Below are 18,088 nucleotides of genomic sequence, written 5' to 3'. Positions count from 1 at the left end.
AAAAATTGAATCAGCGACTTACCTCCCGATCAAGCTCGAGTTTTTCAACGAAATACGCAAGATTCCGTAGAAAAAACAACGTTTTGAAAGCACCGAGGGTCGCTGCCTGATCGTGATCCGAGTGCCCCGGCGTTAGAGCAAGGGAGTATGGCGTGAACGTGACTTTCAGCCCTGCGCTTGCGCTGAGGGTGCTGGTCTCGCCAATGGTGCCGAGCCCGGCGGCCTACCCCGCCGCGACGGCGTGGGCGGTGCGCGCATCGGGGGGCTTGAGCGGGGCGATCATCCGACTGTCTCGAAGCCGGTCAATCCGCGCCTGGAGGCGGTCCTGGAGCGCCTTGGTGGCGCGCTCAAACTCATCAGCATGGCGTCCCATCAGCTCCCTCCCGCCATCCATGCGGCGGCGGTCTCGACCACGCGCTCATCCAGTTTCTCGATGTCCTCATTGGACATCAGGCGCTCACACGCATCGGCCAGAGCCACGGCAAAGCGCCAGTTGCCCCCCGTCTTTTTGAGGAACGCGTTGGCGCTCTTTTGCGTGACGCCCCCGAAGCGCGGCGCAAGCACATATGCAGCCATCTCGCCGGCATCCTGGACCGGCTGCATGACCACCTTTTTGGTGCCCACACGCTGGCGGAATTGCTCAAGGAATACGCGGATTTGCAGGTGGGTGAATTTCTTGGCCAGCAAGTCAGTGCCCGCGATCACCAGTGGCGCACCGCCGATGTCAGAGATCGAGCGCAGCATCTCAAGGGTGGGCCAGCGCAGATGGTTGGCCTCATCGACAATGATCAGCTTGCCCTCGGCTCCACGCCGGATGAGGCGCTGGATCAGCGTGTTGGATGTACCGCTCTCATCAATGGGATATCCGGCCTTCGTGAACGCATGGGCCAGCTCTTGCAGGCAGGTCTTTTCCTTCATGCCTGCCCAGGCTTCGATGCGGATGGCCCCCAGCTTCTCGGCGAGCCAATAGGTCGCCGAGGTCTTGCCGGTGCCGGGATCACCTGTGATCTGACCCAGGCGGCTGTAGCGTGGCGCGGCCATCACCGTTTCGCACATCAGGCGCGCCCGGCTCACCATTTCCGTTTCAACGAAACTCCTCAATCCTCTTCCTCCGCAAATTTGAAGTTTTCCAAGACCTTCACCGGTCCAGTTTTCCATTGTTGAAGGGGTTTGCGCGGCTCAGCCTGGGCCGCATCGGCCAGGGCTTTCTCGCGCGCCTCGGCATCCATCCGAGCCATGCGGTCGATGATCCCAGCGTCCACAATCGCGGCGACTGGAGCCTCTGGAGCATCGGGCATGTGGGCGATGTGGCGCTCGGTTTCCTCGGTGAGGCTGAGGAGGGCCACATGCTTGCGCTTTTCGGCAATCTGGCGGCGGAAAGCCTTTCCGCGCCGGTTGACCTCCTGAGCGCCAGCGCCATCGAGGACGCCAAAGGTTTGCTCAGGGAAGGCTTGGCAGATCAGCTCACCATCTGCGAAACAGAACACAAATTCAGGATTGAAGGCGGGCACCCTGAGCGTGATCTTGTGATCAAGGCCCAGGAGCGCATCGTCGTAGAAATACATGGTCTCGCCGCGTCGGGGGGTGTAGCTGACACGCCCGCGATCCGGCATGCGCTCGACCTCCTCGGCAAAGGCAAGGGCCAAAACCTCGGGGTGCGAGAGCGTTGTCTTGCCCCAGCCCTGATCAATGAAATTGCGCAGGGCCTCATTGGGGCTCATGCCTGCAAGCCGCCCATGCTGAGGGCGCTTGTGATACCATTTTAAGGCCTTGCCAGCGGTCTCCAGAAAGGCACTCGCATCGCCATTGAAGGCCACCGGGTCTTTGCCCTTGGCGTGGGTCTTTTTGTTCATCCGGTCGCCAGCGGTCCAGCCTGGGATTGTGGTGAAAAAGACTTGCTCGATATTGCCAAAGGCACCCTCGATGCCCGGCTTGCCTTTCGCGTTGTATGGCATCGAACGCCTCGCGGCCCGTGGCCACGCGCTTGGCGACATTGGGGTCACCTTCCAGGTCAAACACCTTGAGCCCGCCCTGGGTCAGCTTGGAGAGCTGGGTGAACCCGCCGATCATGGCATCCCAGGAATACTCTGACCCGTTGTCGAGATAGAGCATCTCTGGGAGGCCCCATTCCGCGACCATCGCCTCAAAGCTCTGGGCCACATGTTCGCGCCGGATGCCTTCGCCGGGCTGCAACAGCACAAAGGTCATGTGGATTTCATTGGTGGCCACATCATACCAGGCAATCGCCTTGGGATAGACCACCGTGCCATCCTCGCGGCGCATCATGATGTCCACGGGGTGAACATCACCGACCACGATCTGACGTGGCAAGAGGCTGGAATAGTCCCGCCGGATCGAAGGCATGTACCTGTCCTGGAATGTCGCGTTGTCTTTGTTCTTGATCGCGAGAAGCGCGTATTGGCGGTGATGCTCCACCTGGCGGCGGGTCACATTACAGAGGCCGAACTGTGTGCCTTTGGCATTCGTGTCGCCACACCGGCCCAGCTCCAGCGCATCAAAAGCCAGCACGTTGAGGTCTCGGCTCATCTCGATCAGGCGGGTGGTGGATTTTTCAGTGATCGCGCGCCAGCCGCATTCCCCCGCTGCCCAGAGGGACCGGATATAGGTGGTCAACTCGTCGCCGATCCCGGCCTGCGTGGCCGCATCGACATGCGCCGCAAAGAACGCACCCCAGGCGCGGGTGACCGTCTGGCGTCTGACGCCGCGATCCGCGCGGCGCTTGCGCATCAGGCCATTCAAGCCCTCGGCTTCAAAGTCGCGCATCCAGGTATAGAGCGTCTGTCTCGACACTGACTTGCGGGTGCCGTTCGGGAACAGGCGCGGTTCCCGGGTGAGGCCCTCGATCACCGCCGCCCGCTCAGGCGAGCCCTTCTCAAAGGCCAGGGCCGGGCGGATCACCTCCTGCCGCCACCGCGCCAAAGCCAGATCGGCCTCAAAGCGTGCATCCGTTTGGTGGGCCTGCTCCGGTACAAGACAGGTGCCGCCGGTCGCCACATCGGGCTTTGCGTGGAGCACGATGCCACGCTCCAGATACCAGGCCTCCCGCAGATCAGTGGGCAGGCTGTCGACATGGACCTGGAGAGCCTTGCCGCCCGCACCGCCGCGCCCGATCTCAACCGGGCGCACCACAAGATCAGCACCGCGCCAGCGGCGGGATTTGAGGGCCTTCTGGGCAACCCTGAGAGCCACACCCGACAAGGATGCGACATCGGTCGCGCTCAGCCAAAACCCGGTGGTCGCCAATGGGTCGCCAACCCGGTCGCCAATAGGGGGACCGTATGGCATTGGCGACCCCGCGCCACGGCCCTCAACCCGCTCGAATTTGCGCGATGCCTGCCCCATACTCTACACCGCCACCGTCTCGGCGCGCGCGCCCCTTCTCCGGCACCGAGCGCGCGTTCCGTGACGCGTTCCCTTGCTCAGCACCGCATCGCGGGGTGTCATGCGCTTCCGGTGTTTGAGGCGCGCCTGGCCCGTGTCGTCCCCAGATTGTCCGCAGGTAGCCACGGGAGTGGTGCTGGTGTGGGTGCCGGGCTCCTCGCGCCAGGCATCACAAACGGAGCCTGAGGCGCGGCATGCGCCAACGAGGACCTCACATAGGACCGCTCCGGGCTGGAACGGCTTGCGTCTTGCTGACATAGTGTCCTCGCAATGCTGGGGTGCGTTGTGTCGTTGCAACGCAAATATACACCAATAATGGTGCTCAACAACAAGGATTGGGAAAATTTTGGCGTTTGCGGAGCGTTTTAGAGAGCTGGCGGCAGATAGAAATATGAATCTAAAGGAGTTTTGCGCAGAGATTGGCGTGAGCTATCGGACCGTTCAGAACTACCTGGCCGAGAAATCAACACCCAACGGGACCGTTTTGGCCGCGCTCGTGGAAAAAATTGGTGTCTCACCTAATTGGCTTCTTCTGGGGATAGCGCCAAAATATGTGTCTGATTTGGACGACCCTGCCGATAAGGAAGACCCTACCCGCACTAACCCGAGTACAGAATTTGTTCCCATACCTCGATTTTCCGTCGCTTCTGTGTCCGGTTGTGATGCCTTGGTCGATGAGGAAACCCAGACCAGGTTTTACGCCTTCAACCGTTCATGGCTAACGAGACGAAAACTTGCGCCTGACAACCTCGCCGTCATCTCCGTGCGCGGTGACAGCATGGAACCCCGGCTTTCGGATGGTGACCTCTTACTTGTTGATCGGGCTCAATGCGAGATCTCCGACGGCGTCACCTATGTGGTGCGATTAGGTGATGATCTTCTGGTAAAGTATGTTCAGCGCATAGCCCCGGATGCGATCTCACTTCTTAGCGAAAACAGCCGCTATCCACCGCGAGAGATCAATCTGGCGACACTCGGCGAGGACACGTCGATCATTGGGCGCGTGGTCGCATCGATGCATGAATGGTGAGAGTTAGTGCCGCTTTTGGAACCATCCGGCATCATCCGGCATAGTCCAGTTTAGTCCGGGCCACCCTTGCCGAACGGCCGATTTTGCCGCGCCGTCCCGCATCGCCAATAAAACAAGGCTATCATGCGATGATCTTCATCCACCCGTTCCAGTTTAAACCGTGCTCACCATTCCAATTAATTCCGATCCCCCCCAATGGTTAGAGACCCTCACATATATTTCGGTGGTCTTGAGGCTCGCATGCCCAAGGAGCGCCTGAAGCATTCGGATGTCGATACCCTCCTCGATTAGAAGCGTCGCGGCCGAGTGCCGGAACCGGTGTGGGGTCAGGTGGGGTTCGATGCCGAGGCGTTTTGACAGCGCTCGCAGCCGCTTGCGAAAGGTGGCCGCGCGGAGGCGGCGTCCCACCGTGTTGAGGAACAGCGGTGCTCCGATCGAACCGTGTTCGGAACGTAGCTGGCAGTAGCGTTGGAACTCCTCCTGCAGCTCCCGGTTCGGCACGAAGACGATTCGCTCTTTGCTGCCTTTGCCGCGCACGAGGATCTGGCCGCTGTCCGGCGACACGTCGCGGACCTTCAGATTGGTGAGTTCGCTGATCCGCAGGCCTGTCACGATCAGCAGCTTGATGATCAGGAGCGTGACGGCATTTTGCGAGGCCAGCGCAGCAGCGTCCGCGCCTGGCGTTGATCGTGCAGCGATGGCGCGCTCACCGGCTTGGAGAACCGCTCTGAGGATGTCTCGATCGACGGGACGCGGCAGGAGCCGCGGGATCCTCACGGAGATGCGGACGTCTGCGAACGGGGAGCGTAGGGCGCTGTTTCGATCTTCACGCCAGGCATAGTACGATTTGAGGGTCACCAAACGCCGTTCGATGGTCGCGGGTTTGGCGCCCAGATCGTCGCGCAGATGACGGTGGTAGGCGAGAATATCTTCCTTCGACAGCGGCTCGTTGAGTTGGTGTGTCTTGGTGAAGCGCGCGAAGGTGCGAAGATCTTGGGCATAGGCACGGAGCGTATGGTGGCCGAGGCTGCGCTCGTCGCGGCGTGAGTTGACGAAGGCGGCGTGATCGAGATGGGGCATGCTGAACTCCTTTGGGTGAGTTCAGCCAGTTCAACACAGGCAGTTCAGCGCTCCGAAATCTCCCGCTTGAGCGGTAACGATAATGGGACCCATTATCAGAGGCTTACGGCACCACACCCTATAAATCTCTGCCTATGCCCGTGAGCCTGCTCGCCCATAGAGCCCCCGACTTGTGCAGTAGAAATCGTATCTGATTGGTTATCCAACGGCGTTCAAAACCTATCCGATCACAAGTACCTGCTGTCACTTGGGCCTGCCTGCTAAGACCTCGGCAAAATCGGCCCTATACGCGCTCTCAAGCCGCCTCTTGCAAGGCCTGCCGCAGGAACCGAAAGAAGCGGGGATCGGCCGCGCGCGACAGGTTCAGCCGCATGGCGGGCGGCCCCTGGCGGCCTAGGCGGAAGATCTGACCGTGCGCCAGGAAGATACGGCGGTCCGACGCTTGCTGTGCAAGGCCCGCCTCGTCCAGGCCGAGCGGCAGGTGCAGCCAGGTGTAGAGGCCGCCGCCCCAGGGCCTTGCCGGAGCCATCCCCATCTCCGCGAGGCTGGACAGCACCGCCTCCTTCGCTGCGACCATCCTTTCGGCATAGCGCCGCAAATGCCGATCGAACCGGCCCGATTCCATGACCTGAGCCACCATCATTTCAGTGATGCGGGACGAATTGACGACCGTCAGCATCTTGATTTCTGCCAGATCGCGCGCGATCTGCGGCGCGGCCAGAACATAACCGGCCCGCAGCCCGGCATGCAGAACCTTGGCATAGGTGCCGATGCTGATGACCCGGCCGAACGCGTCGAGGCTGGCCAGCCGCGTTCCTTCCATACCGGGCAGGTCGATGAAGGGATCGTCGTCAACCACGAGCATCCCGGCCTCCTGCGCGATGCTGAGCACGCCGTGCGCGTGCCGCGCGTCCATCGAGGTGCCGGTCGGGTTCTGGCCGCGCGATTGGGTGAAAAAGAGGCTGGGCCGGTGCTGCGCGACCTGCTGGGCGAGATCGTCCAGGTCCGGCCCGAAATCGCCTCGCCGCACCCCTTCCACGGCGACTCCGGCCAGCCGCAGCTTCGCGAAAAGCGGGTAGTAGCCCGGATCGTCGGCCAGCACCGTCGCGCCCGGCACAAGATACCGGCGGATGACGAGGTCGAGCGCATGGTTGGCGCCGAAGGTGGTCAGGACATGATCCGCGCTCGCCGCGACCCCTTCGAGCCGGTGGCGCGCGGCGATGCGGGCGCGCAGATCCGCGTCGCCCATGGCAGAGCCGTAGCCTTCGCCGTCGCGCGCCACCGCATGCCACAGGGCGGGTGGCATCCGGCGGGGCAGGGTGGCGGCCGTCCACGCCGCCGGTGGGCGGCCGTCGCCGACGCGCAGATCAAACGTCTGGTTCAGCTGCGCACGCAGCAGCGACACACTGTCCACGGCCTGATCAAGCAGGGGCGGGGCAGCGGTGCGTTCGGGCGGGTCGGGCCGGCGGGCGGCGTGAAAGCCGCTGCCGCGGCGCGCCACGATCAGGCCACGGGCGACGAGCCTATCGTAAGCCTCGATCACCGTGTTCTTCGAGATGCCCCGCGCCTGCGCCAGCGCGCGGATGGATGGCAGCCGGTCACCGGGTTTCAGGCTGCGTAACTGGGCCAGCAGGTCGTCGGTTAGGTCATCGGCTTTTCCCATCGGTTGAAAGTGTAACCAACAGATGGTGGGTACACTACACGTAAATTGACCGGCACTGTAACTGTCGGTTGCGGTGGCCGCGCGGCACCCTCGCTCCATCTACGGGAGGGAAGCGATGCCGAACGGGTCACGGATCGAAGGCTTGCGCGCGATGACGCCGGACGAACGGCTACACGCGGTTGCGGGCGGGTTGGCCGCGGATGTGCGAACGGCCCTTGCAGGGCGCGGCGCGCTGCCCGAAGCGACGGCTAACGGCATGATCGAGAACGTCATGGGCGTCTTCGAGCTGCCGCTGGCGGTGGCCGCGAACTTCACCGTGAACGGGCGCGACTACCTGATCCCGATGGCGATCGAGGAACCCTCGGTCGTCGCTGCGGCTTCTTACATGGCCCGGATCGCGCGTGGCGTGGGCGGGTTCCACGCCTCCGCGTCCGAGCCGGTGATGCGCGCCCAGATTCAGGTGCTGGACGTGGCCGACACACATGCCGCCCGCGCCCGCCTGCTGGCCGCCAGGGACGAGCTGATGGCCGATGTGGACGCGTGCGATCCGGTGCTTGTCGAGGTGGGCGGTGGCTGCCGGGACATCGAGGTGCATCTGCATCACCATCGTTCCGTCGGCGCGATGCTGGTTCTGCATATCCTAGTGGACGTGCGCGACGCGATGGGCGCCAACGCGGTCAATTCAATCGCCGAAGCGCTCGCCCCGAAGATCGCGGAGATCGCCGGGGGCCGGGTGCGCCTGCGCATCCTGTCGAACCTCGCCGATCGCCGCCTGGTTCGCGCCCATGTCGCGTTGATGCAAAGCGCGCTCGCCACCGAGGAGCTGGACGGCGCGGATGTCGCGCAGGGCATGGTGGAAGCCTGCGCGCTGGCCGAGTTGGACCCCTACCGCGCCGCCACGCACAACAAGGGCATCATGAACGGCATCGACCCGGTCGTCCTGGCCACCGGCAACGACTGGCGCGCGATCGAGGCGGGCGCCCATGCTTGGGCCGCGCGCGACGGGCATTACACCGCGCTCACCCGCTGGGAGCGCACGCCGGACGGGGTTTCGGGCACGCTGGAGATGCCGATGGCCGTGGGCCTTGTCGGCGGTGCGACCAAGACGCATCCCACGGCGCGTGCCGCGCTGGATCTGATGGGCGTCAAAAGCGCGACCGAGCTGGGGCAGGTCATCGCCGCCGTAGGTTTGGCGCAGAACATGGCCGCGCTGCGCGCGCTGGCCACCGAGGGCATCCAGAAGGGCCACATGGCCCTACATGCCCGCAACATCGCGATCAGCGCCGGCGCAACGGGCGCGGACGTCGATCACATCGCGGCCACGCTTGCGCAGGAGGGCGACGTTTCGGTCGCCCGCGCCCGCGCGCTGCTGGCCGGAACGTGAAACCCGTGTCGCATAGGGAGGACAGATACATGACGACCAGACGCAAGGTATTGGCGCGCATCGGCACCGTAACGTTGGCCGCACCGGCCATCGTCACCCTGGGCGCAGTGAAGGTGCGCGCGCAGGAACAGGCCGTGGAATGGCGGATGCAGGCGCTTTGGGGCGGCGGCACCACCCCGCAACGGTTCGAGGAGCGCTTTTGCACCCGCGTGGGCGAGCTGACCGGCGGCAGCCTGACCATCACCCCCTTCGCGGGTGGCCAGATCGTGCCCGCGGCCCAGGCCTTCGACGCGGTGCGCGGTGGCGCTTTCCAGATGATGAAGACGTTCGACGGCTACACGGCCGGGCGCATCCCTGCGCACGGCTTCACCTCAACCGTGCCGTTCGGGTTCCCCGAAAGCGACCAATACGAGGCGTGGTTTTACGAACGCGGCGGGCTCGACATGGCGCGCGAAAGCTATGCCCAGGCGGGCCTGACCTACGTGGCCCCGACCGTTTATGGCGAAGAACCGATCCATTCCAGGGTCGAGATCCGGCGCATCGCGGACATGTCGGGCCTGAAGGGCCGCTTCGTCGGGCTGGCGGCGGCGGTGATGGGCGATTTCGGTGTCGCCGTGTCGCCCCTGTCCACGGGCGAGGTCTATTCCGCGCTGGACAGCGGCCTCGTGGATTTCGCCGATCGCGGCGATCTGCAGGCGAACTACGAGGAAGGGCTGCACGAGGTCGCTCCCTACATCATCCTGCCCGGCATTCACCAGCCGACCACCGCTACCAGCTACGTCGCCAATACCGTCGCGTGGCAGGCGCTGTCGGACTCGCAGCGGGCGGCCATCGAAGTCGCGGCGCGCGAGATCTCCGGCAGCCTGCGCCAGCACATCCTGGTCGCGAACGGCGAATACCTCGCGCGGTTCGAGGACGCCGGGGTGGAAACCATCATGCTCGACCCCGAAGACATCGCGGAGGCGCGCGCCGCCGCCCGCGAAAGCTGGCGCAATGCGACCAACAGCGACGCGCTGGCCACGCGCATCCTTGACAGCCAGGAAGAGCTGCTGACGGACCTGCGCCTGCTGTGAGCCCGGCGCTGACCTTGGCCCGCGGGATCACGGCGGTGAACCGCGGCGCCTTCCACGCGGCGAAGTGGGGCATCTGGGTTATCGCGGCCCTGATGCTCTACGAGGTGGTGGCGCGCTACGCCGCCGCCGCGCCCACGTCCTGGGCACCGGAATTCGCCACGCTGATCTTCGGGCCGTACTTCCTTCTGGGCGGGCCATACCTGCTGCACCTGGGCGGCCATGTCGCCGTCGACCTCGTCTCCGCCCGCGCGACGGGTGCCGCGGCGCTGGCGCTGGCGCTGGCGCTGGTCGGGTTTCTTCTTGCCCTAATCTTCGGGGCGATCCTGCTTTGGTTTGCCGCCCCCCTGGCCTGGCAATCCTTCCAATACGGCGAGACGAGCTATTCCGCGTGGCGGCCCGTTCTGTGGCCGTCGAAGATGATGCTGCCGCTGGCCGCAGGGCTGCTGATGGCGCAGGCGCTGGCCGAATGCGTCCTCGCCTTCGCACCCGAAGAGCCAGCCTGATGGAAGGCAACATCGTTCTTCTGGGCATGTTCGCTGCGCTGGTGTCGCTGATGCTGACGGGGGCCGGGCTGGCCTTCGTGCTGGGCGCCATCGCCTTTCTGGCGACGATCTTCGTCTGGGGTCCGCCCGCGCTGATCGTCACCGTCCTCAACACGTTTGAGACGATGGGCTCGGAAGCGCTGATGGCGATCCCGCTCTACATCCTCATGGCCTCAGTCCTGCAGAAATCCGGTATTATCGAAGCGCTCTACCGCGCGATGGAGCTGTGGTTCTCCCGCGTGCCGGGCGGCCTCGCCATCGGCACCATCGTCATCTGCACCATCATGGCGGCCATGACGGGCGTGGTCGGAGCCGCCGTCGCGGCGATGGGCATCCTCGCGCTGCCGTCGATGTTGGCGCGCCGCTACGATGAGCGCCTGGCGCTGGGGGCGATCTGCGCCGGCGGAACGCTGGGGATCCTGATCCCGCCCTCGGTCATCACTATCGTCTATGCGATTACCGCGCAGGTCTCCATCGGGCGGATGTTCATGGCCTGCATCGTGCCGGGCCTGATCCTCGCCGGATCCTACGCGCTTTACATTTACGTCCGCGTGCGGCTGAACCCGGTGCTGGCCCCCGTCGATGCGGACGCGCCGAACGCGCCCCTGCGCGAGAAGCTCGCGGCGCTCAAATCGCTGGTCCTGCCGGCCGTCGTCATCGTGTCGGTGTTGGGCACGATCTACGCCGGTCTCGCCACCCCGACGGAAGCGGCCGCGGTCGGCGTGCTGGGCGCGGTGCTGTCGGCCATCGTCGCGGGCAAGCTGCGCTTGTCGATGCTGTCGGAGGCGGCGACTGACACGCTGCGGGTGACCGCGATGATCCTGTGGATCACCATCGCGGCGCAGGCCTTCATCTCCGTCTTCGTGGCGACGGGCGGGGCGGACGGGCTGCTCAGCTTCATCCGGGGCCTCGATGCGTCGGCCTATGTCGTGCTGGCGGGCATGCTGGCGATCCTGATCTTCCTGGGCCTTTTCCTGGACGAGATCGGGATCATCCTTCTGTGCGTGCCGGTCTTTGCGCCCATCGCGATCTCGCTGGGCTTCGATGCGCTGTGGTTCGGCGTGCTGTTCATGATCACCGCGCAGATGGCCTATATCACGCCGCCCTTCGGCTACACGCTGTTCTACCTCAAGGGCGTATTGCCGCCCGAGATCGGGCTCGGCCAGGTCTATCGCGGGGTGCTGCCGTTCTTCGCGATCCAGCTGGCGGTGCTGATCCTGTTCGTCGCGATCCCGGACCTGGTCACCTGGCTGCCGTCGCAAGCAGCGCGCTAGGGCGACCGCCGCAATCACACCATGTACAGGGACAAGCAAACTTCGGACTCGCTCATGTCCGAAATATGTGGTAATCTTCGGACATGGCGGATAGTACATCACCTGCAACTCTGCCCTCTCAGATCCTTGATCGGATCGCTGCCGAACCCGCCAAGGTTTGGACGCCCGGAGACTTTGCGGATACCGGTTTGCGTGACGCCGTTGACAAGGCCCTCCAGCGACTGGCCAAGTCAGGCGAGCTCCGCCGTATCGAGCGCGGCCTCTACGACAAGCCGCGACTCAACAAGCTGACCGGGAAGCCGTCGGCACCGGATTATCGCGCCGTCATCGAAGCCGTCGCGCGGCGTGACAAGGTGCGCTTTGTCGTGGACGGAATGACAGCCGCCAACACTCTCGGACTGACCAATGCCGTACCCGCCAAGATTGAGGTTCTGGTCGATGCCCGACTGAAACCGATTGAAATGGGCAACCAAAAGATCGTTTTCAAGCATGCTGCGCCCAGTCGTCTGTACTGGGCCGGGCGACCTGGTATGTATCTCGTTCAGGCGCTCCACTGGATTCACGATACCATGCAGGCGAAGACCGAGCGCTCGAAAGTCGATCGGACCATTCGTAAGCTGCTCAACGATCGTGACAAAGGGCCCAAGCTCGCCGACGATCTTCGCATCGGTCTCTCGGCCATGCCGATTTGGATGCAGGATATCCTGCGTGGACCAATCATGTCGGCAGGTACGGCGAACAACACATGACGACAGACGCATTCTTGGACGTCATCCGTGCAGACCCTGCCGACCGAGCCGATCTCTTCCTCACGACTGCCCGGCGGCTAGGTGCGCCGCTGATCAACATCGAGAAAGACTTCTGGGTGTGTTGGACACTAAACACCCTCTACCATCGGCTTCCGACCAGCGGCCCGCGTCTTCTCTTCAAAGGTGGCACGTCGCTCTCGAAGGCTTATGGTCTGATCAACCGGTTCTCAGAAGACATCGACGTCACTGTCTTTAGGGATGACCTTGGGCACCCTGGCAGCACAGCCGAAATCGCGGCACTTTCCAACAAGAAGCGGAAGGCTGCCCTTGACGCGATTGCAGCGGATTGCAGCCACTACATCACCACAGAGCTCCTTTCAGCAGTTGCTGAGGCTTTGGAGGCCGACACGGGTGGGACGGGTCGCGTCGAAGTCGATGACGGCGATCCCAATGCTCAGACTCTGCTTGTCTGGTATCCGCGAGTGGATGCATCTGAAACTGGATATGTGCAGGCCGCAGTCAAGATCGAGTCCGGGGCCAAATCCGCTCTCGATCCGAACCGACCAGTCACGATCGCTCCCTACATCGATGCTGATCTCGAAGCATTGGATCTCAGAGTGCCAGATGTCACGACGATCCATGCCGAGCGGACCTTCTGGGACAAGATCGTCATTGCTCATGGCTTGCGCAGCTGGTTCGAGCGCCGCGGGGAGCTTCGCCAGGACGGGCAGCGGATTTCGCGGCACTACTACGACCTGCACTCACTCTTGACCTCGGATGTTAGCGCCTCGGCTATCTCCAATCTGGCACTCGGAGCTGATTGCATAGAGCATGCCCGAACGTTTTTCAGTAGACCGGATTACGATCTCGCGACCGCTGCGCCCGGTACGCTCGCCCTTCGACCCGTGGGCGACATGATTGATCGATTGGCCCGGGACTACGACAACACAAGGGCGATGGTCTTTGGCGATGCCCCCGATTTCGAGGATATCCTGTCGTCGATCGGTGAGATCGAGGACAGGCTAAACGGTTGATGGCGGACTTGCGTCAAGTTTGACAAGGCGCTGCCTCTTTGTCAGATCACCTAACACCGATACGAAATGCGCGGATTTTAGCGAGGTTGGTCTTGCGGACACCGCTGGCCAGTAGGCCGTAGTGGCGGATGCGGTGGAACCCGTCAGGGAGAACATGGGTCAGAAAGCGGCGAATGAACTCGGCCGTGGCCAGACGCATCGTCTTCTGGCGGTCACCATTCTTGACGCGGTAATCCTTCCAGCGGAAGGAGACGGTATCGGCATGAGCGCTGATGAGGCGATGGTTCGAGATTGCGACCCGGTGAGTATACCGGCTGAGGTAGGCGAGCACGGCCTCGGGCCCGCCGAAAGGCGGTTTGGAATAGACCACCCATTCGGATTTGCGGAAGGGAGCGAGCCAAGCGGTGAAGGCGTCGGTCTGCGCCAGCTGCTCGAGCTCCCCATAGAAAGCCAGCTCTTTGGCTTGGTGCAGCGCCACCAGCCCGTCCAGAAAGAGGCGGCGGAACAGGCGCGACAACACCCGCACATGCAGAAAGACCCCCGGCTTACAGGCGACCCACTTCTTGCCATCCGGCGACAGCCCTCCGCCGGGCACGATCATGTGGACGTGAGGATGGTGGGTCATCGCTGACCCCCATGTGTGCAGCACGCTGGTCATGCCCACCTTCGCGCCCATGCGCTTGGGGGCGGCGGCGATGGTCATAACCGTCTCGGCTGATGCCTTGAACAGCAGTCCGTAGACCGCGCGCTTGTTTCAATAAGCAATCTGGGCGATCTCGGCGGGCATCGTGAAGACCACGTGGAAGTACTCCAAGGGCAACAGATCCTCGGCGCGCGCTTCCATCCAGTCGCGCGCGGCCGATCCCTGACACTTCGGACAGTGCCGGTTCTTGCAGGAGTTATAGGCGATGTGGTGGTGACCGCACTTGGTGCAGCCCGCCACATGCCCGCCGAGCGCCTCGGTTCGGCAGGTCTCGATGGATGACATCACTTTGAGCTGGGACAAGTTGACATGCCCGGCATTGGCCCGTCGCCATGCGGGGCCATACCTGCGAAAGATGTCTGCAATCTCCAGCGTCGGGCGGGACAATGCCCCGGCGCGTCACTCCAGGCTTCGCCGCAGGGTCTGATCCTGCAGGCCAGCCAGCATCTCATAGGGGCTGACCGTGTCCTTGATCGTCTTGGTGGCCACATGGGTGTATTGCGCTGTGGTCGTCAGCTTGGCGTGGCCCAAGAGCACCTGAATGATCCGCACATCAGTGTTGGTCTCGAGAAGGTGGGTCGCAAAACTATGGCGGAGCGTGTGCAGTGTCGCGGGTTTGGAAATGCCAACCATGTGCTTGGCAGATGTGAACGCTTCAGTCCAGTCGTCGGAGACTTTGAATGTGCCGGGCAGATCGCTGTCATGAGCGGAGACAATCATGGCGATCGCTTGCAACTGCGCTTCTGAAATCAGGCCTTCCGTCACAAGCCGCTCGGGCAGTTTCGGCCCGCGGCACGGAATAGGCGGCACAACAGAGGCCATGGCCAGGCTTTCTACCAAGGGGCTGGGCTGTTCCTGCGCGCCGTCAAACACAATCCGCTGTGGCCGGGATCGTGCAAAGACATCTGAGACGGGTTTGCCGACATAAGGCTCATCGCGCTCACGGAACTGTACCTCAGAGATCCGCGCGACAGGGCGGGCATTGGGACGTGGCGGTGGTGTCGTTCGGGTCTTGGGTCTCGCTGTCACCGGTACCCGTGGCGTGCTGGATTTGACATCCAGACGGGGCTGAGGATGTTGCGCAATGAGCTTTGCGGCTTCCTCAATGGAACGTGCCTGAAAACTGGCGAGTGGCTGCTAGTCACCAGTTTTGTCGCAGACCAAAAGCGACGTCAGAATCTGGGTTCCGAGTTTGCGGTAGATCGCACTTGGCATGTCGATGCGCAATCGCGGCATGGCGATCTGGGTGAAACGCTGCCACCAATCGCTCATCCGCTCGGGTGTGAAACGGTCAGGAACGATCGCAACCAGGCGCCCGCCGTCTTCGAGTGCAAGCGCAGCTGAAACCAGATGGCGCGCCACCATTGTCGGATCTTCCCGTTTGGCACTTGTCGAGAAGGGTGGGTTCATCAGCACGGTTGTCGGGCGCGTACCCGGCAAAAGATCGTTGATGTGTTCGGCGTCAAGATGGTGAATGGGTTGTTGGAACACCGCACTCAACAACTCGGCACGGAAAGGGTCGATCTCATTGAGAATGACAGACTGCGCCTTACCAAAAGCCATAGCCGCCAGTGCGCCTGTCCCGGCCGATGGCTCCAGGACACGATCCCACGGAGACAATTCAGCTGCCTGGCCGACCAGCCATGCATAGGGCAGGGGGGTGGAGAACTGCTGCAGTCTGACCTGTGCTTCGCTCCGTCGACTCTCGGTCAACAGGTTGCGCGCCAATCCGATCAAAGCGGAGAGTGATCCGGTCGACTTCGATGAAATCGCCGTTTGTATGGCTGTGGCTTGCATGGTGTCGTAGGCTTGACGCCAGCACCACGCGCCTTCCGCGTCGCTGCCTCCGAAGGCGGAACGCATGATGTCGGACACGTGCTTTGGGGTGAGGGGCGGTTCCTGCAGTGCTATCCCGAGGTCTTTCAGGACGGCTTGTGTTTTGGGCTCTGCCATATCGGTCTCCTTCCGGTGTTTGGGTCACCGGCGGAGAAGCCGTCTTTCATCTTTATGTGGTCACATCAGTGATCTGAGGAGTTGGGTTATGAAGCGGCTAAAGTCGGGGTCCTGCAAGACCCATGCATCCTCGATTTTGTGAATGATGTTCTTTTGGTGAGTGCCGATACGACCACCCGGCTTCAACCAGCATGGTTTTCGCCAAGGCATTCCCAGTTTTGATCAATCGTCCCCGTCGGGTTGTGTTGCCGCTGGACTGCTCGCTCGGCACCAGATCGAGCCAGGCAATCAGCTGACGGGGGTTGTCAAAGCGGGTAATGTCGCCGATCTCGGTCATGACAGTTGACGCAATCGTGGTGTTCACACCGCTCAGGGCACGCACGGCTCGCAACATCAACCAAAGACAACAGCTTCCCAATCGCTGTCCGTTTCGATTTCCTCTTTCGGCTCGCAGACATGGACGCCGGCCGAGTGCATTCTAACCTCCACCCATTCACCCAACCAAAGGCTCCGAGTGACCGGCCCAAGATGAGGAATCTGCTCGTATACTGGATATTCATACCCATCCTCATCGACGACGGTCTTTTTGGCGACCGCTCCAGGGACGACAACAAGTTCTTTTGGCATTTCTGACTCCCTAAAAAGCGCGTTCCATCCGTACTGAGCGTAGGACTATATCACGTGTTTGTGATTATGAAAGAAGGCTGAGCATATCTGAGGTTGGTACGATGACAGTGGCCGAAGCGCTGCGCGATATCTCGCGGCGGCCAGAGCCGGACGTGACTGGGGCCATCCAGCATGTGTGCGCGGCGATGCAGGCGACCGCACGGGATTTGCCCGCCGGAGCGGTAACGATAATGGAGGCGCTTATCCGTACCCCGAGTGGGGTAATCGACAGCGGGGTCGCATCTACCCACAGATCGCCAGTTCTGCACGTTCTCTTCCAACCACGGCCAACTCGTGCTTAAAGAACAAACTGACTGCAAACGCAAAGGGTTGACCCCGTGCCGCTTCCCAAGATCGACAAGCTTTCCTTGGACGAGCTGAAAACGCTCCAGAAGCAAGTGGCTAAAGCCATCGACGACTTCGAGGAAAACCAGCGCAAGGAGGCCCTCGCTGCGGTCGAGGCGAAAGCCAAGGAGTTCGGCTACTCGCTGACGGATCTCACCGGTAAGACGAAGACGAAATCCAAAGCCTCGCCGCCGAAGTACCGCCATCCGGAGAATCCGGCACTGACCTGGAGCGGGCGCGGTCGTCGGCCGGCCTGGATCAAAGAAGGGCTTGAGGCGGGCAAGACGCTCGACGACTACGCCATCAAGTAGGGCTGGCTCCTCTCGGAGCGCCCTGGTCTGAAGGGCCACTCCGGTACACCGAAAGTAAAGGTTTCCTTTCTGTTGCGGGACTGACGGAAAAGGCCGTTGGGGGGGTGTATCTGACGGATCCGTTTTTGGTGTCTGGCCTGTCGGTCCGAATCAGGTGTCTCGCCCAAGCCTGCTGCAGGCTCGCATAGTCTGCCAGTCACAAGCGTCACGCGATGGCAGCACAACGTCCGACGCCATGATCGCGCCCCGGCGGCGCTGACCTCGCTCCGACCGCGCGGCGCGGCCGTTTTGCGACAGGCTGGTCGAGTTGGGCGCTGTGCGCGAGCTAACCGGACGCGACACGCCCCGTGTCGTGATTGGCGATTGCGCTCGGCCCTTGCCATGAGGACGAATACTTAGTGTCAGCGTTGATGTCACTGTACATGGTGTGGTTGCGGCGGTCACTCTTCTCTTTAGGACTGCAGCGCTACATGATCGACCTGTTCTCCTACGATCCCGCCGAGGTTGCGGAGGAATGGCAAGGCCGCACCCTCATCGTCCAGGGAAGGCGAGGATGTTCAAGTGCGCGGCCTCGATGCAGACCTGCTCGAAGCAGCCCTCCCGCGAGCCGCCCGCCTGGACCTCTCGGGCATGACCCACATGCTGAAGGATGGGGTCTTGGGCAGTCCGTTCGCCACGTACTCGGATCCCTCGCTGCCTCTGCATCCGGACCTTCGTCCGGGAATTGTCAGGTTCATCGAGGAGCAGTAGGAACTCGACAAGCGGATGCAAAGGCTCAAACGATGTCCCGCAACGGTTGGCCTTCGCGGTTCAAGACGTTTAGGCTTCGGTAACGGAGGCACCCCAGTCAAGCGGTTTTGCGCACAACAATTGACCCGC

18 protein-coding genes and 3 pseudogenes are annotated in these 18,088 nt (G+C 62.5%); 9 read left to right on the top strand and 12 right to left on the bottom strand.

What is annotated here, in order from left to right; all coding sequences use genetic code 11:
- Positions 1-223: 223 nt before the first annotated feature.
- From GTF44_RS20870 to GTF44_RS20855, 4 genes are read right to left on the bottom strand one after another with little or no spacing between them, the layout of a single operon-like run.
- Complete coding sequence (locus GTF44_RS20870) at positions 224-373, bottom strand: hypothetical protein (RefSeq protein WP_171563078.1); 150 nt, start codon at positions 371-373, stop codon at positions 224-226.
- Positions 373-1,077 (bottom strand): ATP-binding protein, encoded by a 705-nt coding sequence (locus GTF44_RS20865; protein WP_171563138.1) that lies wholly within the window; start codon positions 1,075-1,077, stop codon positions 373-375. Before GTF44_RS20865 ends, GTF44_RS20870 begins: the two co-directional genes overlap by 1 nt.
- A 20-nt stretch (positions 1,078-1,097) precedes the next feature.
- On the bottom strand, positions 1,098-1,721 hold the full coding sequence (locus GTF44_RS20860; protein ID WP_171563074.1) for a hypothetical protein: 624 nt from the start codon (positions 1,719-1,721) through the stop codon (positions 1,098-1,100).
- Positions 1,708-3,306 (bottom strand): helix-turn-helix domain-containing protein, encoded by a 1,599-nt coding sequence (locus GTF44_RS20855; protein WP_171563071.1) that lies wholly within the window; start codon positions 3,304-3,306, stop codon positions 1,708-1,710. Before GTF44_RS20855 ends, GTF44_RS20860 begins: the two co-directional genes overlap by 14 nt.
- A gap of 442 nt (positions 3,307-3,748) precedes the next feature.
- Here GTF44_RS20855 and GTF44_RS20850 point away from each other — a divergent pair, with 442 nt between their 5' ends.
- On the top strand, positions 3,749-4,432 hold the full coding sequence (locus GTF44_RS20850) for an XRE family transcriptional regulator (RefSeq protein ID WP_171563068.1): 684 nt from the start codon (positions 3,749-3,751) through the stop codon (positions 4,430-4,432).
- Between the two features lie 153 nt (positions 4,433-4,585).
- Here GTF44_RS20850 and GTF44_RS20845 read toward each other — a convergent pair whose 3' ends face one another.
- On the bottom strand, positions 4,586-5,512 hold the full coding sequence (locus GTF44_RS20845) for a tyrosine-type recombinase/integrase (protein ID WP_171563064.1): 927 nt from the start codon (positions 5,510-5,512) through the stop codon (positions 4,586-4,588).
- 295 nt (positions 5,513-5,807) lie between these two features.
- The gene (locus GTF44_RS20840) at positions 5,808-7,175 is read right to left on the bottom strand and encodes a PLP-dependent aminotransferase family protein (RefSeq protein ID WP_171563062.1); all 1,368 of its coding nucleotides are present in this window, start codon (positions 7,173-7,175) and stop codon (positions 5,808-5,810) included.
- Between the two features lie 115 nt (positions 7,176-7,290).
- Between GTF44_RS20840 and GTF44_RS20835 the strand changes: the two genes are divergently transcribed.
- The 6 genes from GTF44_RS20835 (at position 7,291) to GTF44_RS20810 (ending at position 13,231) form a co-directional block, all read left to right on the top strand.
- Positions 7,291-8,559, top strand: a complete 1,269-nt coding sequence (locus GTF44_RS20835) for a hydroxymethylglutaryl-CoA reductase, degradative (protein ID WP_171563059.1) — start codon at positions 7,291-7,293, stop codon at positions 8,557-8,559.
- A 29-nt stretch (positions 8,560-8,588) separates the two neighbouring features.
- Positions 8,589-9,632, top strand: coding sequence for a TRAP transporter substrate-binding protein DctP (gene dctP, locus GTF44_RS20830; protein ID WP_171563056.1), 1,044 nt, complete (start codon positions 8,589-8,591; stop codon positions 9,630-9,632).
- Positions 9,629-10,135, top strand: a complete 507-nt coding sequence (locus tag GTF44_RS20825) for a TRAP transporter small permease subunit (protein WP_367383432.1) — start codon at positions 9,629-9,631, stop codon at positions 10,133-10,135. The genes dctP and GTF44_RS20825 overlap by 4 nt, the downstream gene beginning before the upstream one ends.
- Positions 10,135-11,448: a TRAP transporter large permease subunit gene (locus tag GTF44_RS20820; protein ID WP_171563053.1), complete on the top strand. Its 1,314-nt coding sequence runs from the start codon at positions 10,135-10,137 to the stop codon at positions 11,446-11,448. Before GTF44_RS20825 ends, GTF44_RS20820 begins: the two co-directional genes overlap by 1 nt.
- 83 nt (positions 11,449-11,531) lie before the next feature.
- Entirely contained in the window at positions 11,532-12,197 is a 666-nt protein-coding gene (locus GTF44_RS20815) for a DUF6088 family protein (RefSeq protein WP_171563051.1), read from the top strand.
- A complete protein-coding gene (locus GTF44_RS20810) occupies positions 12,194-13,231 on the top strand; it encodes a nucleotidyl transferase AbiEii/AbiGii toxin family protein (RefSeq protein WP_171563049.1) in 1,038 nt (345 codons plus the stop codon). Before GTF44_RS20815 ends, GTF44_RS20810 begins: the two co-directional genes overlap by 4 nt.
- 67 nt (positions 13,232-13,298) lie before the next feature.
- Here the strand turns inward: GTF44_RS20810 and GTF44_RS20805 are convergent.
- The 6 genes and pseudogenes from GTF44_RS20805 to GTF44_RS20785 form a co-directional block, all read right to left on the bottom strand.
- A pseudogene (locus tag GTF44_RS20805) lies at positions 13,299-14,321 on the bottom strand (IS91 family transposase); the annotation flags it as partial.
- Positions 14,322-14,333: 12 nt separating this feature from the next.
- Positions 14,334-14,627 (bottom strand): tyrosine-type recombinase/integrase, encoded by a 294-nt coding sequence (locus GTF44_RS22290; protein ID WP_301270791.1) that lies wholly within the window; start codon positions 14,625-14,627, stop codon positions 14,334-14,336.
- Positions 14,625-14,807: pseudogene (locus GTF44_RS22480) on the bottom strand (strawberry notch-like NTP hydrolase domain-containing protein); the annotation flags it as partial. The gene GTF44_RS22290 and the pseudogene GTF44_RS22480, both read right to left, overlap by 3 nt.
- Before the next feature lie 264 nt (positions 14,808-15,071).
- The gene (locus GTF44_RS20795; RefSeq protein WP_171563043.1) at positions 15,072-15,887 is read right to left on the bottom strand and encodes a methyltransferase; all 816 of its coding nucleotides are present in this window, start codon (positions 15,885-15,887) and stop codon (positions 15,072-15,074) included.
- A gap of 97 nt (positions 15,888-15,984) precedes the next feature.
- Entirely contained in the window at positions 15,985-16,281 is a 297-nt protein-coding gene (locus GTF44_RS20790) for a transposase (protein WP_171566188.1), read from the bottom strand.
- Positions 16,281-16,514, bottom strand: coding sequence for a hypothetical protein (locus GTF44_RS20785; RefSeq protein WP_171563036.1), 234 nt, complete (start codon positions 16,512-16,514; stop codon positions 16,281-16,283). Before GTF44_RS20785 ends, GTF44_RS20790 begins: the two co-directional genes overlap by 1 nt.
- A gap of 377 nt (positions 16,515-16,891) precedes the next feature.
- On the opposite strand from GTF44_RS20785, the gene GTF44_RS20780 reads away from it, so the two are divergent.
- Both GTF44_RS20780 and GTF44_RS20775 read left to right on the top strand, forming a co-directional pair.
- Complete coding sequence (locus GTF44_RS20780; RefSeq protein ID WP_171563033.1) at positions 16,892-17,209, top strand: H-NS family nucleoid-associated regulatory protein; 318 nt, start codon at positions 16,892-16,894, stop codon at positions 17,207-17,209.
- Between the two features lie 268 nt (positions 17,210-17,477).
- Positions 17,478-17,594 (top strand): annotated as a pseudogene (locus tag GTF44_RS20775) (DUF1403 family protein); the annotation flags it as partial.
- Positions 17,595-18,088: the final 494 nt, after the last annotated feature.

The organism is Roseobacter sp. HKCCD6576-2 (assembly GCF_013179285.1).
Taxonomy (GTDB): Bacteria; Pseudomonadota; Alphaproteobacteria; order Rhodobacterales; family Rhodobacteraceae; genus Rhodophyticola; species Rhodophyticola oceani.
The sequence above is the reverse complement of the archived record's forward strand: the minus strand, read 5'-3'. Positions and strand labels throughout refer to the sequence as shown.

What these genes read in the sequence shown, in the direction of transcription:
- GTF44_RS20835 (WP_171563059.1), top strand. Translation starts at nt 7,291, where the DNA reads ATGCCGAACGGGTCACGGATCGAAGGCTTGCGCGCGATGACGCCGGAC.
- GTF44_RS20785 (WP_171563036.1), bottom strand. Translation starts at nt 16,514, where the DNA reads ATGCCAAAAGAACTTGTTGTCGTCCCTGGAGCGGTCGCCAAAAAGACC.
- GTF44_RS20815 (WP_171563051.1), top strand. Translation starts at nt 11,532, where the DNA reads ATGGCGGATAGTACATCACCTGCAACTCTGCCCTCTCAGATCCTTGAT.
- dctP (WP_171563056.1), top strand. Translation starts at nt 8,589, where the DNA reads ATGACGACCAGACGCAAGGTATTGGCGCGCATCGGCACCGTAACGTTG.
- GTF44_RS20860 (WP_171563074.1), bottom strand. Translation starts at nt 1,721, where the DNA reads ATGAGCCCCAATGAGGCCCTGCGCAATTTCATTGATCAGGGCTGGGGC.
- GTF44_RS20845 (WP_171563064.1), bottom strand. Translation starts at nt 5,512, where the DNA reads ATGCCCCATCTCGATCACGCCGCCTTCGTCAACTCACGCCGCGACGAG.
- GTF44_RS20855 (WP_171563071.1), bottom strand. Translation starts at nt 3,306, where the DNA reads ATGCCATACGGTCCCCCTATTGGCGACCGGGTTGGCGACCCATTGGCG.
- GTF44_RS20810 (WP_171563049.1), top strand. Translation starts at nt 12,194, where the DNA reads ATGACGACAGACGCATTCTTGGACGTCATCCGTGCAGACCCTGCCGAC.
- GTF44_RS20865 (WP_171563138.1), bottom strand. Translation starts at nt 1,077, where the DNA reads ATGGTGAGCCGGGCGCGCCTGATGTGCGAAACGGTGATGGCCGCGCCA.
- GTF44_RS20870 (WP_171563078.1), bottom strand. Translation starts at nt 373, where the DNA reads ATGGGACGCCATGCTGATGAGTTTGAGCGCGCCACCAAGGCGCTCCAG.
- GTF44_RS20820 (WP_171563053.1), top strand. Translation starts at nt 10,135, where the DNA reads ATGGAAGGCAACATCGTTCTTCTGGGCATGTTCGCTGCGCTGGTGTCG.
- GTF44_RS20840 (WP_171563062.1), bottom strand. Translation starts at nt 7,175, where the DNA reads ATGGGAAAAGCCGATGACCTAACCGACGACCTGCTGGCCCAGTTACGC.
- GTF44_RS20790 (WP_171566188.1), bottom strand. Translation starts at nt 16,281, where the DNA reads ATGTTGCGAGCCGTGCGTGCCCTGAGCGGTGTGAACACCACGATTGCG.
- GTF44_RS20795 (WP_171563043.1), bottom strand. Translation starts at nt 15,887, where the DNA reads ATGGCAGAGCCCAAAACACAAGCCGTCCTGAAAGACCTCGGGATAGCA.